Raw genomic sequence first — 20024 nt, forward strand, 5'->3', positions numbered from 1 at the left:
TGAAGCAGATCGCAAAGGAGTGAGTGCGATGGCACAAAGAAGACTCAGGCTCGGCATGGTCGGTGGCGGCCAGGGCGCATTTATCGGCGCGGTGCATCGAATCGCGGCGCGGCTCGACGACCGGTTCGAACTGGTAGCGGGCGCGTTGTCGTCCGATCCGCAGCGCGCACAGGCGAGCGCCGCTGAGGCCGGCATCGCGCGCAGCTATGCAGACTGGCGCGAGATGGCGCGCGCCGAAGCCGCGCGCGACGACGGTATCGACGCGGTCGCGATCGTCACACCGAATCATCTGCATGCGCCGGTGGCGACGGCTTTTCTCGAAGCGGGCATTCATGTGGTGTGCGACAAACCGCTGGCGATTTCGTTGGCGGAAGGCGAGGCGCTCGCGAAGCTCGCGCGCGAGAAGAACAAACTGTTCGCGCTGACGCATACGTATTCCGGTTATCCGATGGTGCGCCATGCTCGCGAGCTCGTCGAACAAGGCGAGCTCGGTGAAATACGCGTGGTGCAAGTCGAATACGCGCAGGACTGGCTGGCTGAACCGATAGAAGCGAGCGGTACGAACAAGCAGGCAGGCTGGCGCACGGATCCTTCTTTAGCGGGACCTGCCGGCTGCCTCGGCGATATCGGCACGCATGCCTATCACCTCGCTGCCTTCATCACGGGGATGACGCCGTCGTCGCTATCCGCCGAGTTGCATACCTTCGTGCCGGGACGCCGTATCGACGACCACGTGCAGGCGATGCTGCGCTATTCGAACGGTGCGCGCGGCATGCTGTGGGCGAGTCAGGTGGCAAGCGGCGCGGAGAATGCGCTGCGTCTGCGGGTGTATGGGACGAAAGCGAATCTCGCCTTCGATCAGGAGAATCCGAACGAATTGTGGTTCACGCCGCTCGGTGGGTCGGCTGAGCGACTGACACGCGGACGGGTGAAAAGTGCGATCGCGGCGCATGCGACGCGTGTGCCTCAGGGGCACCCTGAGGGCTATCTGGAGGCGTTCGCGCAGTTGTACAAGGATGCGGCGTTACAGATCGAAGCATTGAATGCAGGTCAACCGTTGCCCCCTGAAAGCCTGTTGCTCACGACGGTGGATGACGGTCTGGCGGGCCTACGTTTTATCGACGCCGTGTTGGCAAGCAGCGCGGCAGACGGTCAGTGGCAAGAGATTGCGAATGGTTGAGCGTAGTAGCCGAGCTACCTCCGCCGCCGCTAATAGCCCGGTGTTGGCGTCGCGTGCCCCTCGGCCTCAACCGCCCTTGCTCTTCTTGATCTGCTCTTCAAAAGCAATATCGAGCTTGCTCGCTTTGCGCGGCTTCGGCGGTCCGAAACCATCGACGAATTTGACGAAATCGTCGAGCGTCAGCGGATCGGAGACTTTCTTATCGGTACCGCTCGATTTGTCGACCAGATAAAACAGGCCGCCGGACAGGCTGATCGCCGCGAACTGCGGGTTGCCGCTGCGGGTTTTTAGCCGCTCGACGGCGTGGATGGCTCGGGTGGTGCGCATGATGTGGGACGGCTGGTCGGGGAAAGACTTCCACTGTAGCAACTTCGCGCGGGGCGTGCGAAGTTGCATCATTGCGCGGTCTTATCCCTGATGGCGTGATCCTTCACGGTGTCCACTTTGCGTCCGAACTTGCGCCGCAACCCTCACTGGCTCAAATAAACGAACTTGCCGTTCTTGATGATGCCCATCACGCTCGCGCGCTGATCCAGACCAACGTGGTCCTTCGGGCTCGTATTGACCACACCGTTCGGCACGACCAGTTCATGCGCATGCTCCAGTTCGTCACGCAATGCGGTGCGGAAAGCCGGCGTGCCCGGCTGCGCCGTCTTCAACGCACGCGCAACTGCATCCTGCAAACGCGGGTACACACCCGCCGCATCGCCCGCAAATTGGGTCACGCTGCCCGGGCCGTACTTCGCCTCGTATTCGTTGGTGAACGCAAGCGCCGCCTTCTTCGCCGGATGATCGGCCGGCAACGTGCGCGCCACCACGACCGGCTGCGTTGGGAATAGCGTGCCTTCCACGTCCTTGCCGCCCAGCTTGATGAACTCGGGCGTGGCGATGCCGTGCGTCTGATAGATCGGGCCTTTGAAGCCGCGTTCGATCAGCGTGCGCTGCGGTAGCACGGTCGGCGTGCCGGCGCCGGCGATCAGGATCGCGTCGGGCTTGGCGGCCATCAGCTTGAGGATCTGGCCGGTGACGCTGGCATCCGTCCGGTTATAGCGCTCGGTGGCTACCAGCTGAATATGCCGCAAGGCCGCGAACTTGCTGAACTCGTTGAGCCAGCTCTCGCCGTAACCGTCCGCGAAACCGATGAAGCCTACCGTCTTCACGTTGTGGTTCGACATGTAGCGCGTCATTACGTCGGCCATCGCGCTGTCGGTCTGCGCCATCTTGTAGGCCCACACCTTCTTGCCTTCCTGGGGCTCGACCACGCTTGCCGAGCCGATCAGCGTGATCATCGGCGTCTGGCTTTCGGCGACCGGATCGAGCGCGGCCATTGCCGCCGGCGTGATATTCGGGCCGACGATCACGTCGACGTGGTCCTCATTGATCAGCTTGCGGATGTTGCGCACCGCCGCGCCCGGGTCGGAAGCGTCGTCGAGGAAGATGTAGTCCGCTTTCTGGCCGGCGATCGTGGCCGGCCACATCAGCATCGCGTTCTTGCTCGTGATGCCGATCACGGCCGCGGGGCCGGTGCTCGACAGATCGATGCCGACCTTGATGTCGGCCTGTGCTGCGGTAGCGAGCAAGAGCGCGCCGAGAGCGGCGAGGCCGCGAAGTTTGTTCTTATGCGACATCATCAAGGGTCTCCGTAGCAGGAAGCGTAGTCAGTTCAAAGTTCGTAGGTTTCGTGTTCGCCTTTGAGCGCCTGTTCGATCAGCTTGCGGTTCATGCTCGGCGACAGCAGTTCGACGAGCGTATACACATAGCTGCGCAGATAGGCGCCCTGTTTCAGCGCGACCCGCGTCACATTGCTGCCGAACAGGTGGCCGACCGGCATGGCGCGCAAATGGCGGTCGCGCTCGGCGTTGAACGCGATATCCGCCATGATGCCGACGCCCAGACCCAGTTCCACATAGGTCTTGATCACGTCGGCGTCGATCGCCTCCAGCACGATGTCCGGATGCAGCCCGCGCAGGCGGAACGCCTCGTTGATCTTGGTGCGGCCGGCGAACGCGTTGTCGTACGTAATCAGCGGATATTGGGTCAGATCATCCAGCGACAAAAGTTTGCGGTCGAGCAGCGGATGATCCGGTTGCATCACGGCGACGTGGTGCCACTGGAAGCAGGGCAGCGAAACCAGCTCCTTATAGTTAGCGATCGCTTCGGTGGCGATGCAGAGGTCGGCCTGGTCGTGGATGACCATTTCGGCCACTTGGGTCGGGCTGCCTTGCAGAATTGAAAGGTGAACTTTCGGGAAGCGCTTCTTGAATTCGGCGATCGCGGCCGGAAGTGAGTAGCGCGCCTGGGTGTGGGTGGCGGCGATCACCAGGTTGCCCTGATCCTGGGCCGCGTAATCTTTACCGACTCGCTTGAGGCTCTCCACTTCCTGCAGAATCTTCTCAACCGACTGAAGAATGATGCGCCCCGGCTCGGTCAGCGAGCGCACGCGCTTGCCGTGTCGTGTGAAGATTTCGACGCCCAGCTCGTCTTCCAGCTCGATGATCGCCTTGGAGACGCCCGGCTGGCTTGTAAACAGTGCTTTGGCCGCTTCGGTCAGGTTGAAATTCTGCCGCACAGCCTCGCGGACGAAGCGGAATTGATGCAGGTTCATATATAACCTCTCCGCATATCAAAAGAATTTTTTAGTCGTTTGAAATATAAGGCGAGTTTATTACGATCTGTCCATCTTTTTCAATATGGATATCTGTATTTGTCATAAGCAAATGAGAGATGGGTCTAAACCCTGACTCGGCTGGACTGACAAATAGAGATATCCAGGGCGCGACGTAACCGGAACGTCGTGTGTCACGCAAAAAAATTGGGGTCCCCGAATGTACCAATACGATCAGTACGACCAGACCATCGTCGATGAGCGGGTCGCGCAATACGCCGATCAGGTTCGCCGCCGCTTGTCGGGCGAATTGAGCGAAGAGGAGTTCCGTCCGCTGCGCCTGCAGAACGGCCTGTACATGCAGCGCCATGCGTACATGCACCGCATCGCGATTCCGTACGGCAACCTGCGCAGCGACCAGATGCGCGTGCTGGCCCAGATCGCGCGCGAGCACGACCGCGGCTACGGTCACTTTTCGACGCGCTCGAACATCCAGTACAACTGGATCCAGCTCGAAGAGACGCCGGAAATCCTGCGCAAGCTTGCGGCTGTGCAGATGCACGGCATCCAGACCTCGGGCAACTGTATCCGTAACATCACGGCTGACCAATTCGCCGGCGTAGCGCCGGACGAAGTGGTGGATCCGCGCCCCTGGGCAGAAATCCTGCGCCAATGGTCGACGTTCCACCCGGAATTCGCGTGGCTGCCGCGTAAGTTCAAGATCGCCGTGTCGGGTTCGAAGGAAGACCGCGCCGCCGTGCAGATTCACGACATGGGCGTGTACCTGAAGACGAACGAGCAGGGCGAACTGGTGGCCGACATTCTGGCCGGCGGCGGCATGGGCCGTACGCCGATCATCGGCGCGATCATCCGCAAGGATCTGCCGTGGCAACACCTGCTGACGTACTGCGAAGCCGTGCTGCGCGTGTACAACCGCTACGGCCGCCGCGACAACATCTACAAGGCGCGCATCAAGATTCTCGTGAAGGCGCTGAGCCCGGAGAAATTCTCGGCGCAGGTCGAAGAAGAATGGCAACACCTGAAGGACGGTCCTTCGACGCTGACGCAAGCTGAAGTCGACCGCGTGTCGCAATACTTCCAGCCGCCGGTGTATGAAAAGCTGCCGGATACGGATGCTTCGTTCGAGAACCATCTGCTGGAAAACCGTGCGTTTGCCCGTTGGGTCGAACGTAACGTGCGTCCTCACAAAGTGTCGGGCTATTCGTCCGTCACGCTGTCGTTGAAGCCGACCACGATCGCCCCGGGCGATGCAACCGACGCGCAGATGGAAGCGGTCGCCGATTGGGCCGACGAGTACTCGCTCGGCGAAATCCGCGTGTCGCACGAACAGAACCTGATTCTCGCGAACGTCAAGAAGCGTGACCTGTTCGCGCTGTGGGAAAAGGCCAAGGCGCAAGGTTTCGCGACGCCGAACATCGGCTTGCTGACCGACATCATCGCGTGCCCGGGCGGCGATTTCTGCTCGCTCGCGAATGCGAAGTCGATTCCGATCGCGCTGGCGATTCAGGAGCGTTTCAACGATCTCGACTACGTGTACGACCTCGGCGACGTGTCGCTGAACATCTCGGGTTGTATCAATGCTTGCGGTCACCACCACGTCGGCAACATCGGCATTCTGGGCGTCGATAAGGACGGCTCGGAGTGGTATCAGGTGACGCTCGGCGGCGAGCAGGGCACGGGTGCAACTGGTGCGCATCTCGGCCGCGTGATCGGCCCGTCGTTCTCGGCGGAAGAAATGCCGGACGTGATGAGCAAAGTGATCGACACGTTCGTGGAGAATCGCCACGAAGGCGAACGCTTCATCGAAACGTACAACCGCATCGGCATGGCCCCGTTCAAGGAACGTGTGTACGCCTCGCGTCAACCGGCTCACGCGTAACCGCGAAAAGGATACTGAACAGATGGCTTCTATTATCAAGAATCGCGCGATCGTCAACGATGACTGGACGGTGGTGCGCGCCGCTGAAGACGGCACGCTGCCCGCAGTCGACGCTTTGCCGGCCGGCAAGGTGCTGGTGCCGCTCGCGCTGTGGCAAGCTTCGCGCGACGCGCTGATCGCTTCGCGCAGCACCGCTGAAATTGGCGTGTGGCTTGCGCCGGATAGCGAACCGGCGGATATCGTCGGCGACTTCGACACGATCGCGCTGATCGGCGTGGATTTCCCGGTGTTCCGCGATGGCCGCGGCTATAGCATTGGCCGCCTGTTGCGCGAGCGTTATGGCTACAAGGGCGAACTGCGCGCGATCGGCGATGTGCTGCGCGATCAGCTGGCGTTCATGTTCCGCTGCGGCTTCGACGCCTATGCACTGCGCGAAGACAAAGACTTCGACGACGCGCTCAAGGCGTTCGACGAATTCAGCTTCAACTATCAGGGCGCGGTGAACTCGTCGCCGCTGTTCCGTCGCCGCGAAGCGGGCGAACTGGCGAAGGCCTCGGCATGAGCGGCGCACAATTGCTCACGCCGGAACTCGCTGCGAAGGTCGAGCGCCTTGATGCGCTGCTCGATTCGATCGCCGCGCGTCACACGAACGTGAAGCTCGCCAGCAGCCTCGCAGCGGAAGACATGCTGCTCACGCATGCGATTCTGTCGCGTGGTGTGAAGATCGGCATTTTCTCGCTGAACACAGGCCGTCTGCACGCGGAAACGCTGGGCATGCTCGATCGCGTGAAAGAGCGCTACGGTTACGATATCGAGCAGTTTCACCCGCAGGCTGCCGCGGTTGAAGAGTATGTCGGCTCGCATGGTCTGAACGCGTTTTATGAAAGCGTCGATCTGCGCAAGCGTTGCTGCGAGATTCGCAAAGTCGAGCCGTTGAACCGCGCGCTGTCGGATGTCAGCGCATGGGTGACGGGTCAGCGCCGCGAGCAGTCGGTGACGCGTGCTGAACTGCACGAGGAAGAACACGACGCCGCTCGCAATATCGCCAAGTTCAATCCGCTGACGGACTGGACCGAAGCCGAAGTGTGGGACTATCTGAAAGCATTGGACGTGCCGGTCAATCCGCTGCATGCGCGCGGTTATCCGAGCATCGGCTGCGAGCCTTGTACCCGCGCGATCCGTCCTGGTGAAGACAGCCGGGCAGGGCGCTGGTGGTGGGAATCGCGCGATACGAAGGAGTGCGGCCTGCACATCACGACGATTACGCCGATCACTGTCATCAGCAGCGAAAACGCTTCGGCATAAAGCATTCAGGTGGTTCAGGCCTTGGTTTCCGACCTGAACGCCTCACATACCGATTTGAATACTTCCGCGACGCAGGCAACCGTTTGCGACGCGAATCAACGAAGGACCCAAACATGAGCACCACGCTCGATTCCACTGTGAATGCACCGCTTACCAACACGGCGAACCGGATGGATCACCTCGATTGGCTCGAGGCCGAGTCGATCCACATCCTGCGCGAACTGGTCGCCGAATGCAGCAAGCCCGCATTGCTGTTTTCGGGTGGCAAGGATTCGGTCGTGGTGCTGCACCTCGCACTGAAAGCCTTCGGCATTGGCGCAAATCGCAAGACCGTTCTGCCGTTCCCGCTCGTGCATATCGACACCGGTCACAACTACGACGAAGTGATCGACTTCCGCGATCGCCGTGCGAAAGAGATCGGCGCTGAACTGGTGGTGGGTCACGTTGAAGATTCGATCAAGCGTGGCACCGTGCGTCTGCGCCGCGAACTGGATTCGCGCAATGCTGCGCAAGCCGTGACGCTGCTCGAAACGATCGCCGAACATGAGTACACCGCGTTGATCGGCGGCGCGCGCCGCGACGAAGAAAAGGCCCGAGCGAAAGAACGGATCTTCTCGTTCCGCGACGAATTCGGCCAATGGGATCCGAAGGCGCAGCGCCCGGAACTGTGGAGCCTGTATAACGCGCGTCTGCATAACGGCGAACACCTGCGCGTGTTCCCGATCTCGAACTGGACCGAACTCGACGTGTGGCAATACATCGCCCGCGAACAACTTGAGCTGCCGTCGATCTATTACGCGCATCAACGCGAAATCGTGCGCCGCAATGGTTTGCTCGTGCCGGTTACGCCGCTTACGCCGATGCGTGAAGGCGAGACCAGCGAAACCGCGCTGGTGCGTTTCCGCACGGTGGGCGATATCAGCTGCACGTGCCCGGTGGAAAGCGATGCGGATGATCTCGAGAAGATCATCGCCGAAACGGCCGTGACCGAAATCACGGAACGCGGCGCGACGCGGATGGACGACCAGGTCTCCGAAGCCGCGATGGAACAGCGTAAGAAGCAAGGTTATTTCTAAGCACACGAACCAAGGTAAAGCAATCATGAGCGGTATTCACCAACCAGAAGACCTCGGCGTGCTGCGTTTCATTACTGCGGGTAGCGTCGACGATGGCAAGAGCACGTTGATCGGCCGCCTGCTGTACGACAGCAAAGCGGTGTTGAGCGACCAGCTCTCCGCACTGTCGCGCGCGAAGAATAAGCGTACCGTTGGCGACGAAATCGATTTGTCGTTGTTGACGGACGGCCTCGAAGCCGAACGTGAGCAAGGCATCACGATCGACGTCGCCTACCGTTACTTTGCAACGGCTAAGCGCAAGTTCATCATCGCCGACACGCCGGGCCACGAGCAGTACACGCGCAACATGGTGACGGGCGCATCGACCGCACATGCAGCGATTATCCTGGTCGACGCAACGCGTGTGACGTTCATCGATGGCGTCGCGCAACTGCTGCCGCAAACCAAGCGCCACAGTGCGCTGGTGAAGCTGCTCGGCTTGCAACACGCGATCGTCGCGATCAACAAGATGGACCTCGTCGACTACAGCGAAACGCGTTTCAACGAGATTCGCGATGCGTATGTCGATCTCGCGCGGCAACTCGGTCTGAACGATGTGCGCTTCGTGCCGGTGTCGGCGCTGAAGGGCGACAACATCGTGACCGCTAGCGAAAGCATGCCGTGGTACGCGGGCGAGCCGCTGCTCGATTTGCTCGAAGCATTGCCGGTGGAAGTTCCGACGGGTCAGGCGCTGCGTTTCCCGGTGCAATGGGTGGCGCGTCAGGACGGCAGCCAGGCTGACGATTTTCGCGGCTACATGGGCCGTGTCGAAGCGGGCGAGGTGAAGGTCGGCGATACCATTGTCGTGCTGCCGGCGAACCGTGAAGCGACGGTTGCCGAGATCATCGCGCCGGTGACGGGCGGAACGGCGGCGGTGGACCGCGCGTTTGCCGGCCAAACCGTGACAATTCGCCTGGCGGAAGACGTCGACGTATCGCGCGGCGACACCTTCGTGCTGCGCGAAGCAGCGCCGGAACCGGCGAAGAAGCTGGAAGCCGATCTGTGCTGGTTTGACGACACGCCGCTGTCGACGCAACGCAAGTATCTGCTGAAGCAGACCACCAACACGGTGTTCGCTCGGATCGGCGCGATCAAGGAAGTGCTCGACGTGCATACGTTGTCGCAGGCAACCGATCGCAAGGACCTGACGATGAACGACATCGGCCGCGTATCGCTGACGTTGCAAAAGCCGCTGGTGTGCGACGTGTACGACTCGCATCAGGGCACGGGCGCATTCGTGCTGATCGACGAAGCGACGCATCACACCGTCGCGGCCGGGATGATCCGGGCATTTTCGGCTTGAGTCACCGACTGGGCAACTAACGCGCGCTCGCGGCTTCGGGTTTCGCACGAACTGGACGAATGGGGTTAAGGCGAATGGGTAAGGTGTATCTGATCGGTGCAGGGCCAGGGGCCGCGGATCTCATCACGGTGCGCGGCGCGCGGCTGCTCGGCACGGCGGATGTCGTGTTGCACGACGCGCTTGTCGAGCCGGCAATGCTCGACTACGCACCCTCCCACGCGCGGCGGATTGCGGTTGGCAAGCGGTGCGGGCAGTTGTCGACCGCGCAGCAGTTCATCAACAAGCAGATCGTGGATGCGGCGCTTGAGCACGACGTGGTGGTGCGGTTGAAGGGCGGCGATCCGATGTTGTTTGGGCGTGCTGATGAGGAGATGCGGGCGCTTGAGGCGGCGGGTATCGAGTATGAGGTGGTGCCTGGGATTACGGCGGCGCTTGCCAGTGCGGCGACGTTGAAGCGGTCGTTGACGCTTCGCGGCGTGTCTCGCAGTGTTGCGTTGGCTACGCATAGCCGGGCGGCTGATACTGCGGCGATTCGGGAGCAGGTGAATGCGGATTCGCTCGTGTTCTATATGGGGCGGGATAGCGGGCCTGAGATAGCGCAAGAGTTGATTGATGCTGGGCGCGATGGCGCGACTCCTGTGGCGATTGTGGAGGCGTGTAGTACGCCTCGTGAGCGGATGCTTACTCTTACGCTTTCGGGCCTCGCTTGTGGCGAGGCTCAGCAGTGGCTTGATGCTTCGCAGCCTAGTCTTTTGATGATCGGGGAGGCGTTTGCTGCTCGGCAGCAGGTGGGGCGCTCCGCGGATGGGATGTTGGTGGCTGCTTGAGGTTTTTGTTTTGCCTTTTGCGGCGCTTGTTTTGGCCGTGTTCTTAGGGCTTTGGCCTTTCCTTGTTCTGGCTTTGGTGCCTTTCCTTGATTTGTTAGTGGTCTATTAGTGTTGCCCCTGTGCGGGGCGGCACTTACTTTCTTTGCCGCCGCAAAGAAAGATAAGCAAAGAAAGCGGCTAGAAGCCCCTGCTAAGTGGGCTCCGTGGTCTGCTACGGGTAGTGGCGCATCTGGAATCTGTGCTCTCTCGCATTCGGCGTTAGTGACAAGGGCGTCATACTTCCCGTCTCACACTTCGTGCTCGCCGGAAGCGTTTGCCCCCTCGCGCTTCGCGCGACGTCGCGTCGGTTGTCTATCAATACTCCGTTTCTTTGGTGAAGTTTCTTCGGTGCTGTAGTCCTGTGTTTGGGCGCGCGTTTGGGAAATTTCGGAAATGATGGTTTCCCACGCTCTTTAGCCTAGGCAGGCGATCACTCGCGAAACGATACGTTTTAAACTCAATTCGCCGTCAAAACAACGACGGTCAGGCTTGGCGGCCTGTTGCCAAACGCAGACCTGCCTCAGCAGGTCTGTGTCGATCTCTGCGCGTCTTATGGGCGGGCCGTGATGGGGAGGCCTTCGGGCCTGCCGGTTTTCGTTTGGCACCGGTCGCCAACCTTGTCATTGAGCCCGCTCACCACTTTGCAAACTACAAGCTAGTGCGTCGGGCGGTCCAGATAAGTTTCAGGGAGATCGCGCCATGAGTAAATCCGTCAAGAATTCACGAACCACATCGCGCCCACCTGTTGACGCACTTCAGTACGAAAAACTTGCCCTGTCCGCTTTCGGACTTGTTGACCGGCAACTAAGCCAACTGGACAAGTTGGTCACGCTTGCGGCCTCGATATTCAGGAGTCCGGCGGTAACGAGGGAAGAGCGGCATCGTCAGCGAAAATTGCTGGAAGTACTGATCGACACTGGTGAGGATTATCGGCGAGAAGTCGAGATTGATCGCGAGTTGTACCAGATCATCGCGCTTGATGCGAAGGGAGTGCCTCAAAGCTGCATTACCGCGCGTCGCGCAGCGAACCTTCTGGCGAAGGCCACGCAGAGGGCACCGGAGAACTGCAGAGGCATGCGCGCAATGGGGACACTGCGCAACAGGCAGGGACGCTTTAAAACGATCACGCGCCCTATTGCAACAGCACACTGACAAAAACCCGCGGTACTAGGCTACGAACATAAAAAGGCGCTAGCGCCTTTTTATGTTGTAAATAGATGGTTTTGCCGTGACTGGCTTAATCTGGAGATATGACTGCGTTGCTGCCAAGGCGGAGTGTGCGAGAACACTGTTGGAACGACAACCGCAACCGCAACCAAGATTCAGCACAACCGGACATGTCATTTGAGGCGGCGGGGGCACTGGAGAGCGCAGAGGCGTGTCGCCGAGGCGAAGCCGACGGCTCCCATAGATCTTGAACGAAGCCCTTGGTTTCCAATGCAAACCCGTCCGCGACGCACGTAGTGCGGAGTGGGAGCTGATGAGTCCCTTGTCACTAACGCGGAACGCGGGAGGACACGGATTCCAGTCGCACCACTACCCGTAGCAGACCACGGTGCCCACTTAGCAGGGGCTTCTAGCCGCTTTCTTTGCTTATCTTTCTTTGCGGCGGCAAAGAAAGTAAGTGCCGCCCCGCACAGGGGCAACGCTAATAGACCACTAACAATGCAAGGAAAGGCACGAAAGCCAGAACAAGGAAAGGCCAAAGCCCCAGACAAACAGAAAAGAAGCGCCGCACAGGCAAAAAATCAACCTTGCCGAAGGCAATACCCAGCAACAGCATCCAACACCCCTTCATCCTCGCCAACGGCAACAGCACACCGAATCTCGACAGCCGGATACACCCCCCGACACCTCTCAATCACCTCCGGCAGATCCCTCCGCACATGCCCACCTTGCCCAAAAAACACAGGCACAACAGTCACAACAGAGCACCCGTCGGAGACAAGATCCCCAACAGCAGTAGGCAAATCCGGCTCCATCAACTCAAGAAAAGCCAACAAAACCGCCCCGGCATCAGCGCCGCGCGCAGCGCGAACCTTCTCAGCGAGCCTCTCAAACGGCTCCCGCCACCGCACATCCCTTGCGCCATGCGCAAACAAAACAAGTCCATGCGTAGCCATGACAAAGGCCCCTAATGGCGATCAACCCACTTCAACCCGACCAGCCCGAGCACGAGATAAACAAGCCCAGGCGTAGCCGCAGTCAACGGCGCAGGCCACGTATTCAACGTGCCGATATGCGAGAACAGCGTATTGAACAGCTGGAAACTCATCCCCAGCATAATCCCGCCGAAAACCTTCACCCCCACCACGCCGGCACGCGTATGCAGATACGCGAACGGCAATGACAACACCAGCATCACGAACACCGCAAACGGATACAGCAGCTTGCGCCACAGCGCAATTTCATACCGCTGCGTGTCCTGATGATTCTCGGTCAAATGCTGGATGTAGCGGAACAGGTTGAACATCGACATCCGGTCCGGCGACACCAACAGCACCGACAAGATCTGCGGCGTCAGTTCCGAACGCAGCGAATACGCCGGCAACGCCACCTGCTTTGCACGGTACACCGGATTCAATGCATCTGCCGGCGTGCCCGCAGGAGGGGGGACGTCGATCAGTTGCGTGTCCGTCACATCGGTCAGCTGCCAATGACCCGGCGGCTGATACGTGCCGCTCTTCGCGATCCGCACGTTAGAGAGACGGAACTGCGAATCGAATTCGTAGATGCGCACGTTGCTGATCGTCGCGTCCGGCTTCAATTCGCCGACGTTGACGAAGCGCGTCACCTGCTCGCCGTCCGCGCGCGCGGTTAGCGTGTCCTTCACCCATACACCGGACTCGAAGTTGCTCGATACCGACGACCCCAACGCCTCAAGCCGCACGCGTTCCGACAACTGATCCGTGTACGGACCGACCACTTCGCCGATCAGGTAAGTCAGGAACACCAGCGGAATGCCGATCTTCATGAGCGAGCGCAGCGCCTGATTGGTGGCGAGGCCGGACACTCGGAAAATCGTGTATTCGGAGTTCGCCGCCATCTGCGCGAACACGTAGATCGCGCTGATCAATGCAGCAACCGGAATGATTTCGTAGAAGCGCGACGGCGTTTGCAGCGCGACACGCAGCACCGCGTACTGGAACTTGTAGTTGCCGTGGCCGACGGAATTCAGTTCGTTGATCAGGTCGAAGAAGAAGAACAGACCCGAAAACGCAAACAGAATGAAGATGAACGTGAGATAGATCTGACGCGCGAAGTACCTTTCATAGATGCGCATCGGTCAGCTCCCCTGCGAACGGCTGAACATCGCCCGCGTGAATAGCGGCCGGTTGCGCACGCGCAGCCAGAAGATGAACGCGACGATCACCGCCACGACAACGTGCAGGCCCACCAGTCCAGCCGCGAACGACATCCTGCCTTGCTCGATCCACGATTGCACGACGTTCAACAGATTGGAATACGTCAGATAGATCAGGACGGCCATCACCAGATTGATCGTGCGGCTGCGCCGCGGGTTCTGGTGCGCGAGCGGAATCGCCAGCAGCATCAGGTTGATCGCGATCAGCGGCAGCCCCGCGCGCCAGGCGAACTCGGCGAGATTTTCATCGGTAGGGTTACGCAGGAGCGTCAGCGTGGGCAGGCTGGTGGTAGTGGGCGTATTGACGACTGGCTGGCTCTGGATCTTCAGGCCGTAGCGTTCGAATTCCATGATGCGGAAATCGGGGTGGCCCGGTTCGCCGTCATAGCGGCGGCCGTTTTCCAGCACGACAAAGCGGTCGCCGTTCTTATGAGTCTCGGTGTGGCCGGTTTTCGACACGACCACGTTGACCTTGCCGTTCTCCGTACTGGTCACGAAGACGTTCTCGACACGCGCCTGGTCGGGCGACATCTTCTCGATGAAGAACACGCGGTGGTTGGTGGCCGACTCGCGGAATTGACCCGGCGCGAGCAGCGAGACTTCGTCGCGCTGCTGGAAGCGCGCGCGCAGCAGCTTGTTCTGCTGGTTCGACCACGGCCAGCCGACGAACACGAAGAACATGATGAGGATGATGATCGGCGTGGAAAAAATGGCGATCGGCTTGATGAATTGCGTCAGGCTGACCCCGGAGGACAGCCACACGACCATCTCGGAGTCTTTGTACCAGCGTGTCAGGACGAACAGGATCGACACGAACAGGGTCGCGACGAGCATGATCGCCAGGTAGCCGATCACAGTCAGGCCGATCAGGACCAGCACGTCGCGCGGGTCGATCTCGCCTGAGGCCGCGAGGCCGACGATGCGGATCATCATCGTCGTCAGCACGAGCGTGAGGAGAACCATGAACACGGCACCAGCCGTATACGCGAGTTCGCGCTGGAGGGAGCGTTCGAAGATCATTATTGATGATGAGGTGGGGCGCTCTCGGTGACGTACGGATTGGTTCCCGTCACGCCTCCGGTGCAGCCGCCGCGGGAAAAATAGCGGATAATTGCGGCTTTCATCCTAAGCCCAGATTTTATCCGAGGACAAGCGCGATGGACTTTAGCATAAAAGCCTGTGATTGGACCAAAGGCTCGTCAAACGGTTTCCTGACCGGGAAATCCGATTGCATCGTAATCGGCGTGTTCGAGTCGCAAACGCTCTCGGGCGCTGCGCTGGAGATCGACGCGGCCACCAAGGGCCTCCTGACCCGCGTCATCAAGGCCGGCGACATGGACGGCAAGGCCGGCACCACCCTGTTCCTGCATGAAGTCTCAGGCATCGGCGCTTCGCGCGTGCTGCTGGTCGGCCTTGGCAAGCAGGATGCTTTCAGCCAGAAAGCCTACGGCGAAGCCGTGCGGGCCGCCTGGCGAGCACTGCTCGGCACCAAGATCGTCCAGGTTACGTTCACGCTCGCCCAGCTGCCAATCCTCGAGCGCTCGGTCGATTGGGGCGTGCGCGCCGCGATCCTCGCGCTGCGCGAGTTGAGCTACCGCTTCACGCAGATGAAGAGCAAGCCGGACAACGCGCCGCGCGCCCTGAAGCGCATCGTGTTCAGCGTCAACACCGGCGACGAGAAGGCCGCCAAGCTCGCGGCCAAGCAGGGCGCGGCGCTCGCCAATGGCATGGATCTGACGCGCGACCTCGGCAACCTGCCGAGCAACGTCTGCACGCCGACCTATCTTGCCAACACCGCGAAGAAGCTCGCCAAAGACTGGAAGCTGAAAGTCGAAGTGCTCGGCGAAAAGCAGTGCGAAGCCCTGAAGATGGGCTCGTTCCTGTCGGTCACGGCCGGCTCGGTCGAACCGGCCCAGTTCATCGTGCTGCAGTACCAGGGCGGCGCCGCGAAAGCCGCGCCGGTGGTGCTGGTCGGCAAGGGCGTCACGTTCGATACCGGCGGCATTTCGCTGAAGCCGGGCGAAGGCATGGACGAGATGAAGTACGACATGTGCGGCGCCGGTTCGGTGCTGGGCACGTTGCGCGCCGTCGCCGAAATGGGCTTGAAAATCAACGTGGTCGGCATCATCCCGGCCGTCGAGAACATGCCGTCGGCCACCGCCACCAAGCCGGGCGACATCGTCACCAGCATGAAGGGCCTGACGATCGAAGTGCTGAACACGGACGCCGAAGGCCGGCTCATCCTGTGCGACGCGCTGACCTATGCCGAGCGTTTCAAGCCGGCGGCGGTGATCGACATCGCCACGCTCACCGGCGCCTGCATCATCGCGCTGGGTCACCACAACAGCGGCCTGTTCTCGAAAGACGACGCGCTGGCGGGCGAGCTGCTCGATGCCTCGCGTGAAGCCTCCGACCCGGCCTGGCGCCTGCCGCTCGACGACGAGTATCAGGATCAGCTCAAGTCGAATTTCGCGGATCTGGCGAACATCGGCGGCCGTCCGGCGGGCAGCGTGACGGCGGCGTGCTTCCTGTCGCGCTTCACTGACGCGTATCCGTGGGCCCATCTGGACATCGCCGGCACAGCGTGGAAGAGCGGCGCGGCGAAGGGCGCCACCGGCCGCCCGGTGCCTTTGCTCGCGCAGTTCCTGATCGATAGGGCCGCGGACGGTCGCGCTGCACAATGACGCATTGCAGTAAGGTTGCAGGCATTGCTGTAGACGCAAAGCGGAGCCGCCGATGACGAGAATCGATTTTCACTCGAACGTCGGCGATTCGCTGCTGTATGCGTGCCGCCTGATCCGCAAGGCGTATCAGGCGGGCCAGCCGACCATCGTGCTGGCCGAGCCCGCGCGTCTGCGGGCTTTCGACGAGCAGTTGTGGACCTTCTCACCCCTCGACTTCGTGCCGCACTGCATGGCGGGCACGGCGCTTGCCGCGCAAACGCCAATCGTGCTGGCCTCGAACCTCGATGATGTGCCGCATCATCAGGTGCTGCTCAATCTCGGCGCCACGGTGCCGGCGCAATTCGCCCGCTTCGAAAGATTGCTGGAAGTGGTCGGTAACGCACACGACGAACTCGCGGCTGGCCGCGAACGCTATCGTTTCTATCGCGATCGCGGCTATGCTTTGAACAACTACAAGCAAGGCAGTTAGGCCCCCAGCCGGGTCCTATTTCGCCCGCGTCGCGTGATGTTTTTGTCGGATGGATTCGACGCGCGCGCGGCCTGCCTCGGCTTGGACTCAAACACGGAGAGCGCGCGTGTCCGATCCTAACGATAGTTCGATCCCGGTTTTGAACGAGATTCTCGTGCCGGGCAATCCCGCCCAGGCGCGCCAGGCGGAGGGCGGCGCAGCGGCGCCGGCTACCCAGCCAGTGTCCGATCCCGCCACTGCGCAAGAACCGGTCCTTACGCCGGAACCCACACACGAGCCTGAGCCGGTGCCTGCGCCTGCGCCAGAATCCCAGCATGCGCCAAAGGAGCCGACGCTCGCGCCGGAGCCCGCGCACGTGTCGGAGGAAGCGCATCCTGCCGAGCACCACGCCCACCCGAAAAAGCGTTCGAGGGCACACCACGCTTCCGATCACCGGCACGGGCATGAGCCGGCCATGGCGCCGTCAGCAGGCGTCTTCGATCGGGCTGAACCGCATGCGCCGATCGAGGCGGGTACGATCGTGCCGCCGGATATCGCTTACGAAACGCAGCCGCAACCGAACCTCGATGCCGATGTCATCGCCGAACGTCTGCGCGGACGGTTCGCGGGTTTTCTGACGGGCGACGGGCGCGGCATCATCGAAGCGCGTTGCCGCGATGCGTTGCAGGATCACACATCCTGGCTCGTCAACCAGATCACACGCGAAGTCGCGTTGGCGCTGGAGACTGAATTGACCGGTTGGGTCAGGGAAGCGGTCGATCAGGAGATCGCGCGGCGCTCGGGCAGCGCCTGATCGTGGCTGAGGGCGCGCCGCGCTACGGGCGCGCTCACCGCTTTCATCAAGCGGCGTTCATTTGAGTCTTCGTTTAAGTGTGATTATTTGAGCGTCAGCACCCAGCTCGCCAGCGTAGCCGCCTGATCGGGCGTGAGTTGCGTATTCGCGGGCATCGGCACCGCGCCCCACACGCCCGTGCTGCCGTCCAGAATCTTGTGCTTCAGATAGGTCGCGGCATCTTCGCGGCCGGCATATTTCGAGGCGACGTCATGCAGTGCCGGTCCCATGAACGGACGCGTCACCGAGTGGCAGCTCATGCAGTTCTGTTGCTGGGCAAGCGCGAGGGCGGCGGGCACCTCCGCGTGCGCCGCCGGACTGCCGGCACTTAACATAGCGCTCAGCACGCTGGCCGACGCGAGCGCTGCATACGACATTGATTTCATTCTGGTCTCCGTCGGTGCAGGTGCCCGACTCGTGGTGCACGCATTATAAAAGGAAAGGGGCGCACGGTTTCCCGTGCGCCCCTTTGCGCTTTTTCGTAACTGACGCAACCGATGTGGCGTCGAGCGATGCTAGGCGTTGGCCCCGGCGACTCGAGGTGAATCGAGGCGGATCAGCGTAGTGCGCTCTGCCCGCTTAGCCCGTCACTGCGCCCTTGTTGGCCGGCAGCGCCAACGCGGAGTACTTCGCCAGCACGCCACGCGTGTAGCGCGGCTTCGGTTGCTGCCATGCAGCGCGGCGGCGTTCTAGTTCGGCGTCGTCGATGTTCAACTGCAGGAGCAGCTTGTGCGCGTCGATCGTGATCGAGTCGCCTTCCTGCACGAACGCGATCGTGCCGCCCACGAACGCTTCCGGCGCCACGTGACCGACCACCATCCCCCACGTGCCGCCCGAGAAGCGGCCGTCGGTGATCAGGCCCACGCTTTCGCCGAGTCCCTTACCGATGATTGCGGACGTAGGCGCGAGCATTTCCGGCATGCCGGGGCCGCCCTTCGGGCCGAGGTAGCGCAGCACGACCACGTCGCCGGCGACGATCTTGTCGGCCAGAATCGCTTCCAGCGCGCTTTGCTCGTCGTCGAACACGCGGGCCGGACCCGTGATGACCGGGTTCTTCAGACCGGTGATCTTGGCGACGGCGCCGTCGACGGCCAGGTTGCCCTTCAGGATCGCCAGATGGCCTTCCTTGTACAGCGCCTGCTCGATCGGGAAAATCACCTGCTGGTCGGCGCGCGGCTTGCTCGGCACGTCCTTCAGTTCTTCGGCGATCGTCTTCCCGGTGATCGTGATGCAATCACCGTGCAACAGGCCGGCGTCGAGCAGGATCTTCATGACTTGCGGAATGCCGCCGGCCTTATGCAGATCGGTCGCCACGAACTGGCCCGACGGCTTCAGGTTGCAGATCACCGGCACCTTCTTGCGCATGCGCTCGAAGTCTTCGATGGTCCATTCCACTTCAGCCGCGTGGGCGATGGCGAGGAAGTGCAGCACGGCGTTGGTCGAGCCGCCCGTGGCCATCAGCACGGCCACGGCGTTTTCGATCGCCTTTTTCGTGACGATGTCGCGCGGCTTCAGATCCTTCTTGACCGCTTCGACCAGCACGCGTGCCGATTCGGCCGCCGAGTCGACCTTTTCCTGGTCCGGATTGGCCATCGTCGACGAATAAAACAGCGACATGCCCAGCGCTTCGAACGACGAGCTCATCGTGTTGGCGGTGTACATGCCGCCGCACGAACCCGTAGACGGGCACGCGTTCTTTTCGACCCCTTCAAAATCTTCCTGCGACATGCGGCCGGCCGTGAACTCGCCCACGGCTTCGAACGAGGACACGATGGTCAGGTCGGTGCCCTTCCAGTTGCCCGGACGGATCGTGCCGCCATACACGTAGATGCTCGGCACGTTGGTGCGCAGCATGCCGATCATGCCGCCCGGCATGTTCTTGTCGCAGCCGCCGATCACCACCACGCCGTCCATCCACTGGCCTTGCACGCACGTCTCGATACAGTCGGAGATGACTTCGCGCGACACGAGCGAATACTTCATGCCTTCGGTGCCCATCGACATGCCGTCCGAAATCGTCGGCGTGCCGAAGATCTGCGGATTCGCGTCGGCGCCCTTGACCGCGGCGACGGCCGCGTCGGCCAGTCGCTGCAGGCCGGCGTTACACGGCGTGATGGTCGAGTGGCCGTTGGCGATGCCGATCATCGGCTTGTCGAAGTCGGCCTTTTCGTAGCCGAGTGCGTAGTACATCGAGCGGTTCGGTGAGCGCGCCACGCCTTGCGTGATGTTCTTCGAACGACGGTTGTATGCCATGGGGAACTCCAATCTGTTTTGTTTTGATCCGTGCTGCGTGTGCGGGACTTAGGTGCTGCCGCAGAGGCTTGCGGTGACGCTGCAATGCGTTGCCGGCGGCGTCGGCCGATACGGCGGTTCTGGTCAGTTCAGTTTAGTTCCGACGCGT

Annotated in this window: 19 protein-coding genes; 11 read left to right on the forward strand and 8 right to left on the reverse strand. The window is 61.2% G+C overall.

The window, feature by feature from the left end; genetic code table 11:
• The first annotated feature begins 28 nt into the window (after window positions 1–28).
• Window positions 29–1180, forward strand: coding sequence for a Gfo/Idh/MocA family protein (locus tag KHO30_RS28975; protein ID WP_211703040.1), 1152 nt, complete (start codon window positions 29–31; stop codon window positions 1178–1180).
• Window positions 1181–1246: 66 nt separating this feature from the next.
• Here KHO30_RS28975 and KHO30_RS28980 read toward each other — a convergent pair whose 3' ends face one another.
• The 3 genes from KHO30_RS28980 to KHO30_RS28990 all read right to left on the reverse strand — a co-directional run bounded on the left by KHO30_RS28980 (window position 1247) and on the right by KHO30_RS28990 (window position 3785).
• Window positions 1247–1507: a hypothetical protein gene (locus KHO30_RS28980; RefSeq protein ID WP_012432018.1), complete on the reverse strand. Its 261-nt coding sequence runs from the start codon at window positions 1505–1507 to the stop codon at window positions 1247–1249.
• A gap of 143 nt (window positions 1508–1650) precedes the next feature.
• Complete coding sequence (locus KHO30_RS28985; RefSeq protein WP_200574772.1) at window positions 1651–2811, reverse strand: ABC transporter substrate-binding protein; 1161 nt, start codon at window positions 2809–2811, stop codon at window positions 1651–1653.
• 32 nt (window positions 2812–2843) lie between these two features.
• Window positions 2844–3785: a CysB family HTH-type transcriptional regulator gene (locus KHO30_RS28990; RefSeq protein WP_007175965.1), complete on the reverse strand. Its 942-nt coding sequence runs from the start codon at window positions 3783–3785 to the stop codon at window positions 2844–2846.
• A 220-nt stretch (window positions 3786–4005) separates the two neighbouring features.
• Between KHO30_RS28990 and KHO30_RS28995 the strand changes: the two genes are divergently transcribed.
• The 7 genes from KHO30_RS28995 (at window position 4006) to KHO30_RS29025 (ending at window position 11426) form a co-directional block, all read left to right on the forward strand.
• On the forward strand, window positions 4006–5685 hold the full coding sequence (locus KHO30_RS28995) for a nitrite/sulfite reductase (protein ID WP_211703041.1): 1680 nt from the start codon (window positions 4006–4008) through the stop codon (window positions 5683–5685).
• Between the two features lie 22 nt (window positions 5686–5707).
• Window positions 5708–6247, forward strand: coding sequence for a DUF934 domain-containing protein (locus tag KHO30_RS29000; RefSeq protein WP_200650713.1), 540 nt, complete (start codon window positions 5708–5710; stop codon window positions 6245–6247).
• Complete coding sequence (locus KHO30_RS29005) at window positions 6244–6990, forward strand: phosphoadenylyl-sulfate reductase (RefSeq protein ID WP_211703042.1); 747 nt, start codon at window positions 6244–6246, stop codon at window positions 6988–6990. The genes KHO30_RS29000 and KHO30_RS29005 overlap by 4 nt, the downstream gene beginning before the upstream one ends.
• 113 nt (window positions 6991–7103) lie before the next feature.
• Window positions 7104–8066 carry a sulfate adenylyltransferase subunit CysD gene (gene cysD / locus KHO30_RS29010; RefSeq protein ID WP_054042851.1) on the forward strand — a complete coding sequence of 321 codons (963 nt, stop codon included), beginning with the start codon at window positions 7104–7106 and terminating at the stop codon, window positions 8064–8066.
• A 25-nt stretch (window positions 8067–8091) separates the two neighbouring features.
• On the forward strand, window positions 8092–9408 hold the full coding sequence (locus KHO30_RS29015) for a sulfate adenylyltransferase subunit 1 (RefSeq protein WP_200650715.1): 1317 nt from the start codon (window positions 8092–8094) through the stop codon (window positions 9406–9408).
• Between the two features lie 74 nt (window positions 9409–9482).
• Window positions 9483–10235, forward strand: coding sequence for a uroporphyrinogen-III C-methyltransferase (gene cobA, locus KHO30_RS29020; RefSeq protein ID WP_054042847.1), 753 nt, complete (start codon window positions 9483–9485; stop codon window positions 10233–10235).
• A 738-nt stretch (window positions 10236–10973) separates the two neighbouring features.
• Window positions 10974–11426 carry a hypothetical protein gene (locus KHO30_RS29025; RefSeq protein WP_211703043.1) on the forward strand — a complete coding sequence of 151 codons (453 nt, stop codon included), beginning with the start codon at window positions 10974–10976 and terminating at the stop codon, window positions 11424–11426.
• Between the two features lie 596 nt (window positions 11427–12022).
• Here KHO30_RS29025 and KHO30_RS29030 read toward each other — a convergent pair.
• The 3 genes from KHO30_RS29030 to lptF are packed head-to-tail and all read right to left on the reverse strand — an operon-like array spanning window position 12023 to window position 14658.
• The gene (locus tag KHO30_RS29030) at window positions 12023–12397 is read right to left on the reverse strand and encodes a sirohydrochlorin chelatase (protein ID WP_093636188.1); all 375 of its coding nucleotides are present in this window, start codon (window positions 12395–12397) and stop codon (window positions 12023–12025) included.
• An 11-nt stretch (window positions 12398–12408) separates the two neighbouring features.
• Window positions 12409–13557, reverse strand: coding sequence for an LPS export ABC transporter permease LptG (gene lptG, locus KHO30_RS29035; protein ID WP_054035129.1), 1149 nt, complete (start codon window positions 13555–13557; stop codon window positions 12409–12411).
• Between the two features lie 3 nt (window positions 13558–13560).
• A complete protein-coding gene (gene lptF / locus KHO30_RS29040) occupies window positions 13561–14658 on the reverse strand; it encodes an LPS export ABC transporter permease LptF (protein ID WP_093636190.1) in 1098 nt (365 codons plus the stop codon).
• 137 nt (window positions 14659–14795) lie between these two features.
• Between lptF and KHO30_RS29045 the strand changes: the two genes are divergently transcribed.
• From KHO30_RS29045 to KHO30_RS29055, 3 genes are all read left to right on the forward strand, one after another.
• Window positions 14796–16322: a leucyl aminopeptidase gene (locus KHO30_RS29045; RefSeq protein WP_093636192.1), complete on the forward strand. Its 1527-nt coding sequence runs from the start codon at window positions 14796–14798 to the stop codon at window positions 16320–16322.
• A gap of 52 nt (window positions 16323–16374) precedes the next feature.
• The gene (locus KHO30_RS29050; RefSeq protein ID WP_093636194.1) at window positions 16375–16791 is read left to right on the forward strand and encodes a DNA polymerase III subunit chi; all 417 of its coding nucleotides are present in this window, start codon (window positions 16375–16377) and stop codon (window positions 16789–16791) included.
• Between the two features lie 106 nt (window positions 16792–16897).
• Window positions 16898–17584, forward strand: coding sequence for a DUF2486 family protein (locus KHO30_RS29055; RefSeq protein WP_211703044.1), 687 nt, complete (start codon window positions 16898–16900; stop codon window positions 17582–17584).
• An 83-nt stretch (window positions 17585–17667) separates the two neighbouring features.
• Here the strand turns inward: KHO30_RS29055 and KHO30_RS29060 are convergent, their stop codons facing one another.
• On the reverse strand, window positions 17668–18009 hold the full coding sequence (locus KHO30_RS29060; RefSeq protein WP_211703045.1) for a c-type cytochrome: 342 nt from the start codon (window positions 18007–18009) through the stop codon (window positions 17668–17670).
• A 193-nt stretch (window positions 18010–18202) separates the two neighbouring features.
• On the reverse strand, window positions 18203–19876 hold the full coding sequence (gene ilvD, locus KHO30_RS29065; RefSeq protein ID WP_200564325.1) for a dihydroxy-acid dehydratase: 1674 nt from the start codon (window positions 19874–19876) through the stop codon (window positions 18203–18205).
• Window positions 19877–20024 lie beyond the last annotated feature (148 nt).

It is taken from the genome of Paraburkholderia aspalathi, from assembly GCF_905220735.1.
Lineage (GTDB): Bacteria > Pseudomonadota > Gammaproteobacteria > Burkholderiales > Burkholderiaceae > Paraburkholderia > Paraburkholderia aspalathi.

Excerpts from the sequence above, each read along its gene's own strand:
- lptG (WP_054035129.1), bottom strand. The coding sequence starts at position 13,557 with ATGCGCATCTATGAAAGGTACTTCGCGCGTCAGATCTATCTCACGTTC.
- KHO30_RS29005 (WP_211703042.1), top strand. The coding sequence starts at position 6,244 with ATGAGCGGCGCACAATTGCTCACGCCGGAACTCGCTGCGAAGGTCGAG.
- cysD (WP_054042851.1), top strand. The coding sequence starts at position 7,104 with ATGAGCACCACGCTCGATTCCACTGTGAATGCACCGCTTACCAACACG.
- cobA (WP_054042847.1), top strand. The coding sequence starts at position 9,483 with ATGGGTAAGGTGTATCTGATCGGTGCAGGGCCAGGGGCCGCGGATCTC.
- KHO30_RS28980 (WP_012432018.1), bottom strand. The coding sequence starts at position 1,507 with ATGCGCACCACCCGAGCCATCCACGCCGTCGAGCGGCTAAAAACCCGC.
- KHO30_RS29060 (WP_211703045.1), bottom strand. The coding sequence starts at position 18,009 with ATGAAATCAATGTCGTATGCAGCGCTCGCGTCGGCCAGCGTGCTGAGC.
- KHO30_RS28995 (WP_211703041.1), top strand. The coding sequence starts at position 4,006 with ATGTACCAATACGATCAGTACGACCAGACCATCGTCGATGAGCGGGTC.
- KHO30_RS29025 (WP_211703043.1), top strand. The coding sequence starts at position 10,974 with ATGAGTAAATCCGTCAAGAATTCACGAACCACATCGCGCCCACCTGTT.
- KHO30_RS28985 (WP_200574772.1), bottom strand. The coding sequence starts at position 2,811 with ATGATGTCGCATAAGAACAAACTTCGCGGCCTCGCCGCTCTCGGCGCG.
- KHO30_RS29015 (WP_200650715.1), top strand. The coding sequence starts at position 8,092 with ATGAGCGGTATTCACCAACCAGAAGACCTCGGCGTGCTGCGTTTCATT.
- KHO30_RS29000 (WP_200650713.1), top strand. The coding sequence starts at position 5,708 with ATGGCTTCTATTATCAAGAATCGCGCGATCGTCAACGATGACTGGACG.
- KHO30_RS28975 (WP_211703040.1), top strand. The coding sequence starts at position 29 with ATGGCACAAAGAAGACTCAGGCTCGGCATGGTCGGTGGCGGCCAGGGC.
- KHO30_RS29045 (WP_093636192.1), top strand. The coding sequence starts at position 14,796 with ATGGACTTTAGCATAAAAGCCTGTGATTGGACCAAAGGCTCGTCAAAC.
- lptF (WP_093636190.1), bottom strand. The coding sequence starts at position 14,658 with ATGATCTTCGAACGCTCCCTCCAGCGCGAACTCGCGTATACGGCTGGT.
- ilvD (WP_200564325.1), bottom strand. The coding sequence starts at position 19,876 with ATGGCATACAACCGTCGTTCGAAGAACATCACGCAAGGCGTGGCGCGC.
- KHO30_RS29050 (WP_093636194.1), top strand. The coding sequence starts at position 16,375 with ATGACGAGAATCGATTTTCACTCGAACGTCGGCGATTCGCTGCTGTAT.
- KHO30_RS29030 (WP_093636188.1), bottom strand. The coding sequence starts at position 12,397 with ATGGCTACGCATGGACTTGTTTTGTTTGCGCATGGCGCAAGGGATGTG.
- KHO30_RS28990 (WP_007175965.1), bottom strand. The coding sequence starts at position 3,785 with ATGAACCTGCATCAATTCCGCTTCGTCCGCGAGGCTGTGCGGCAGAAT.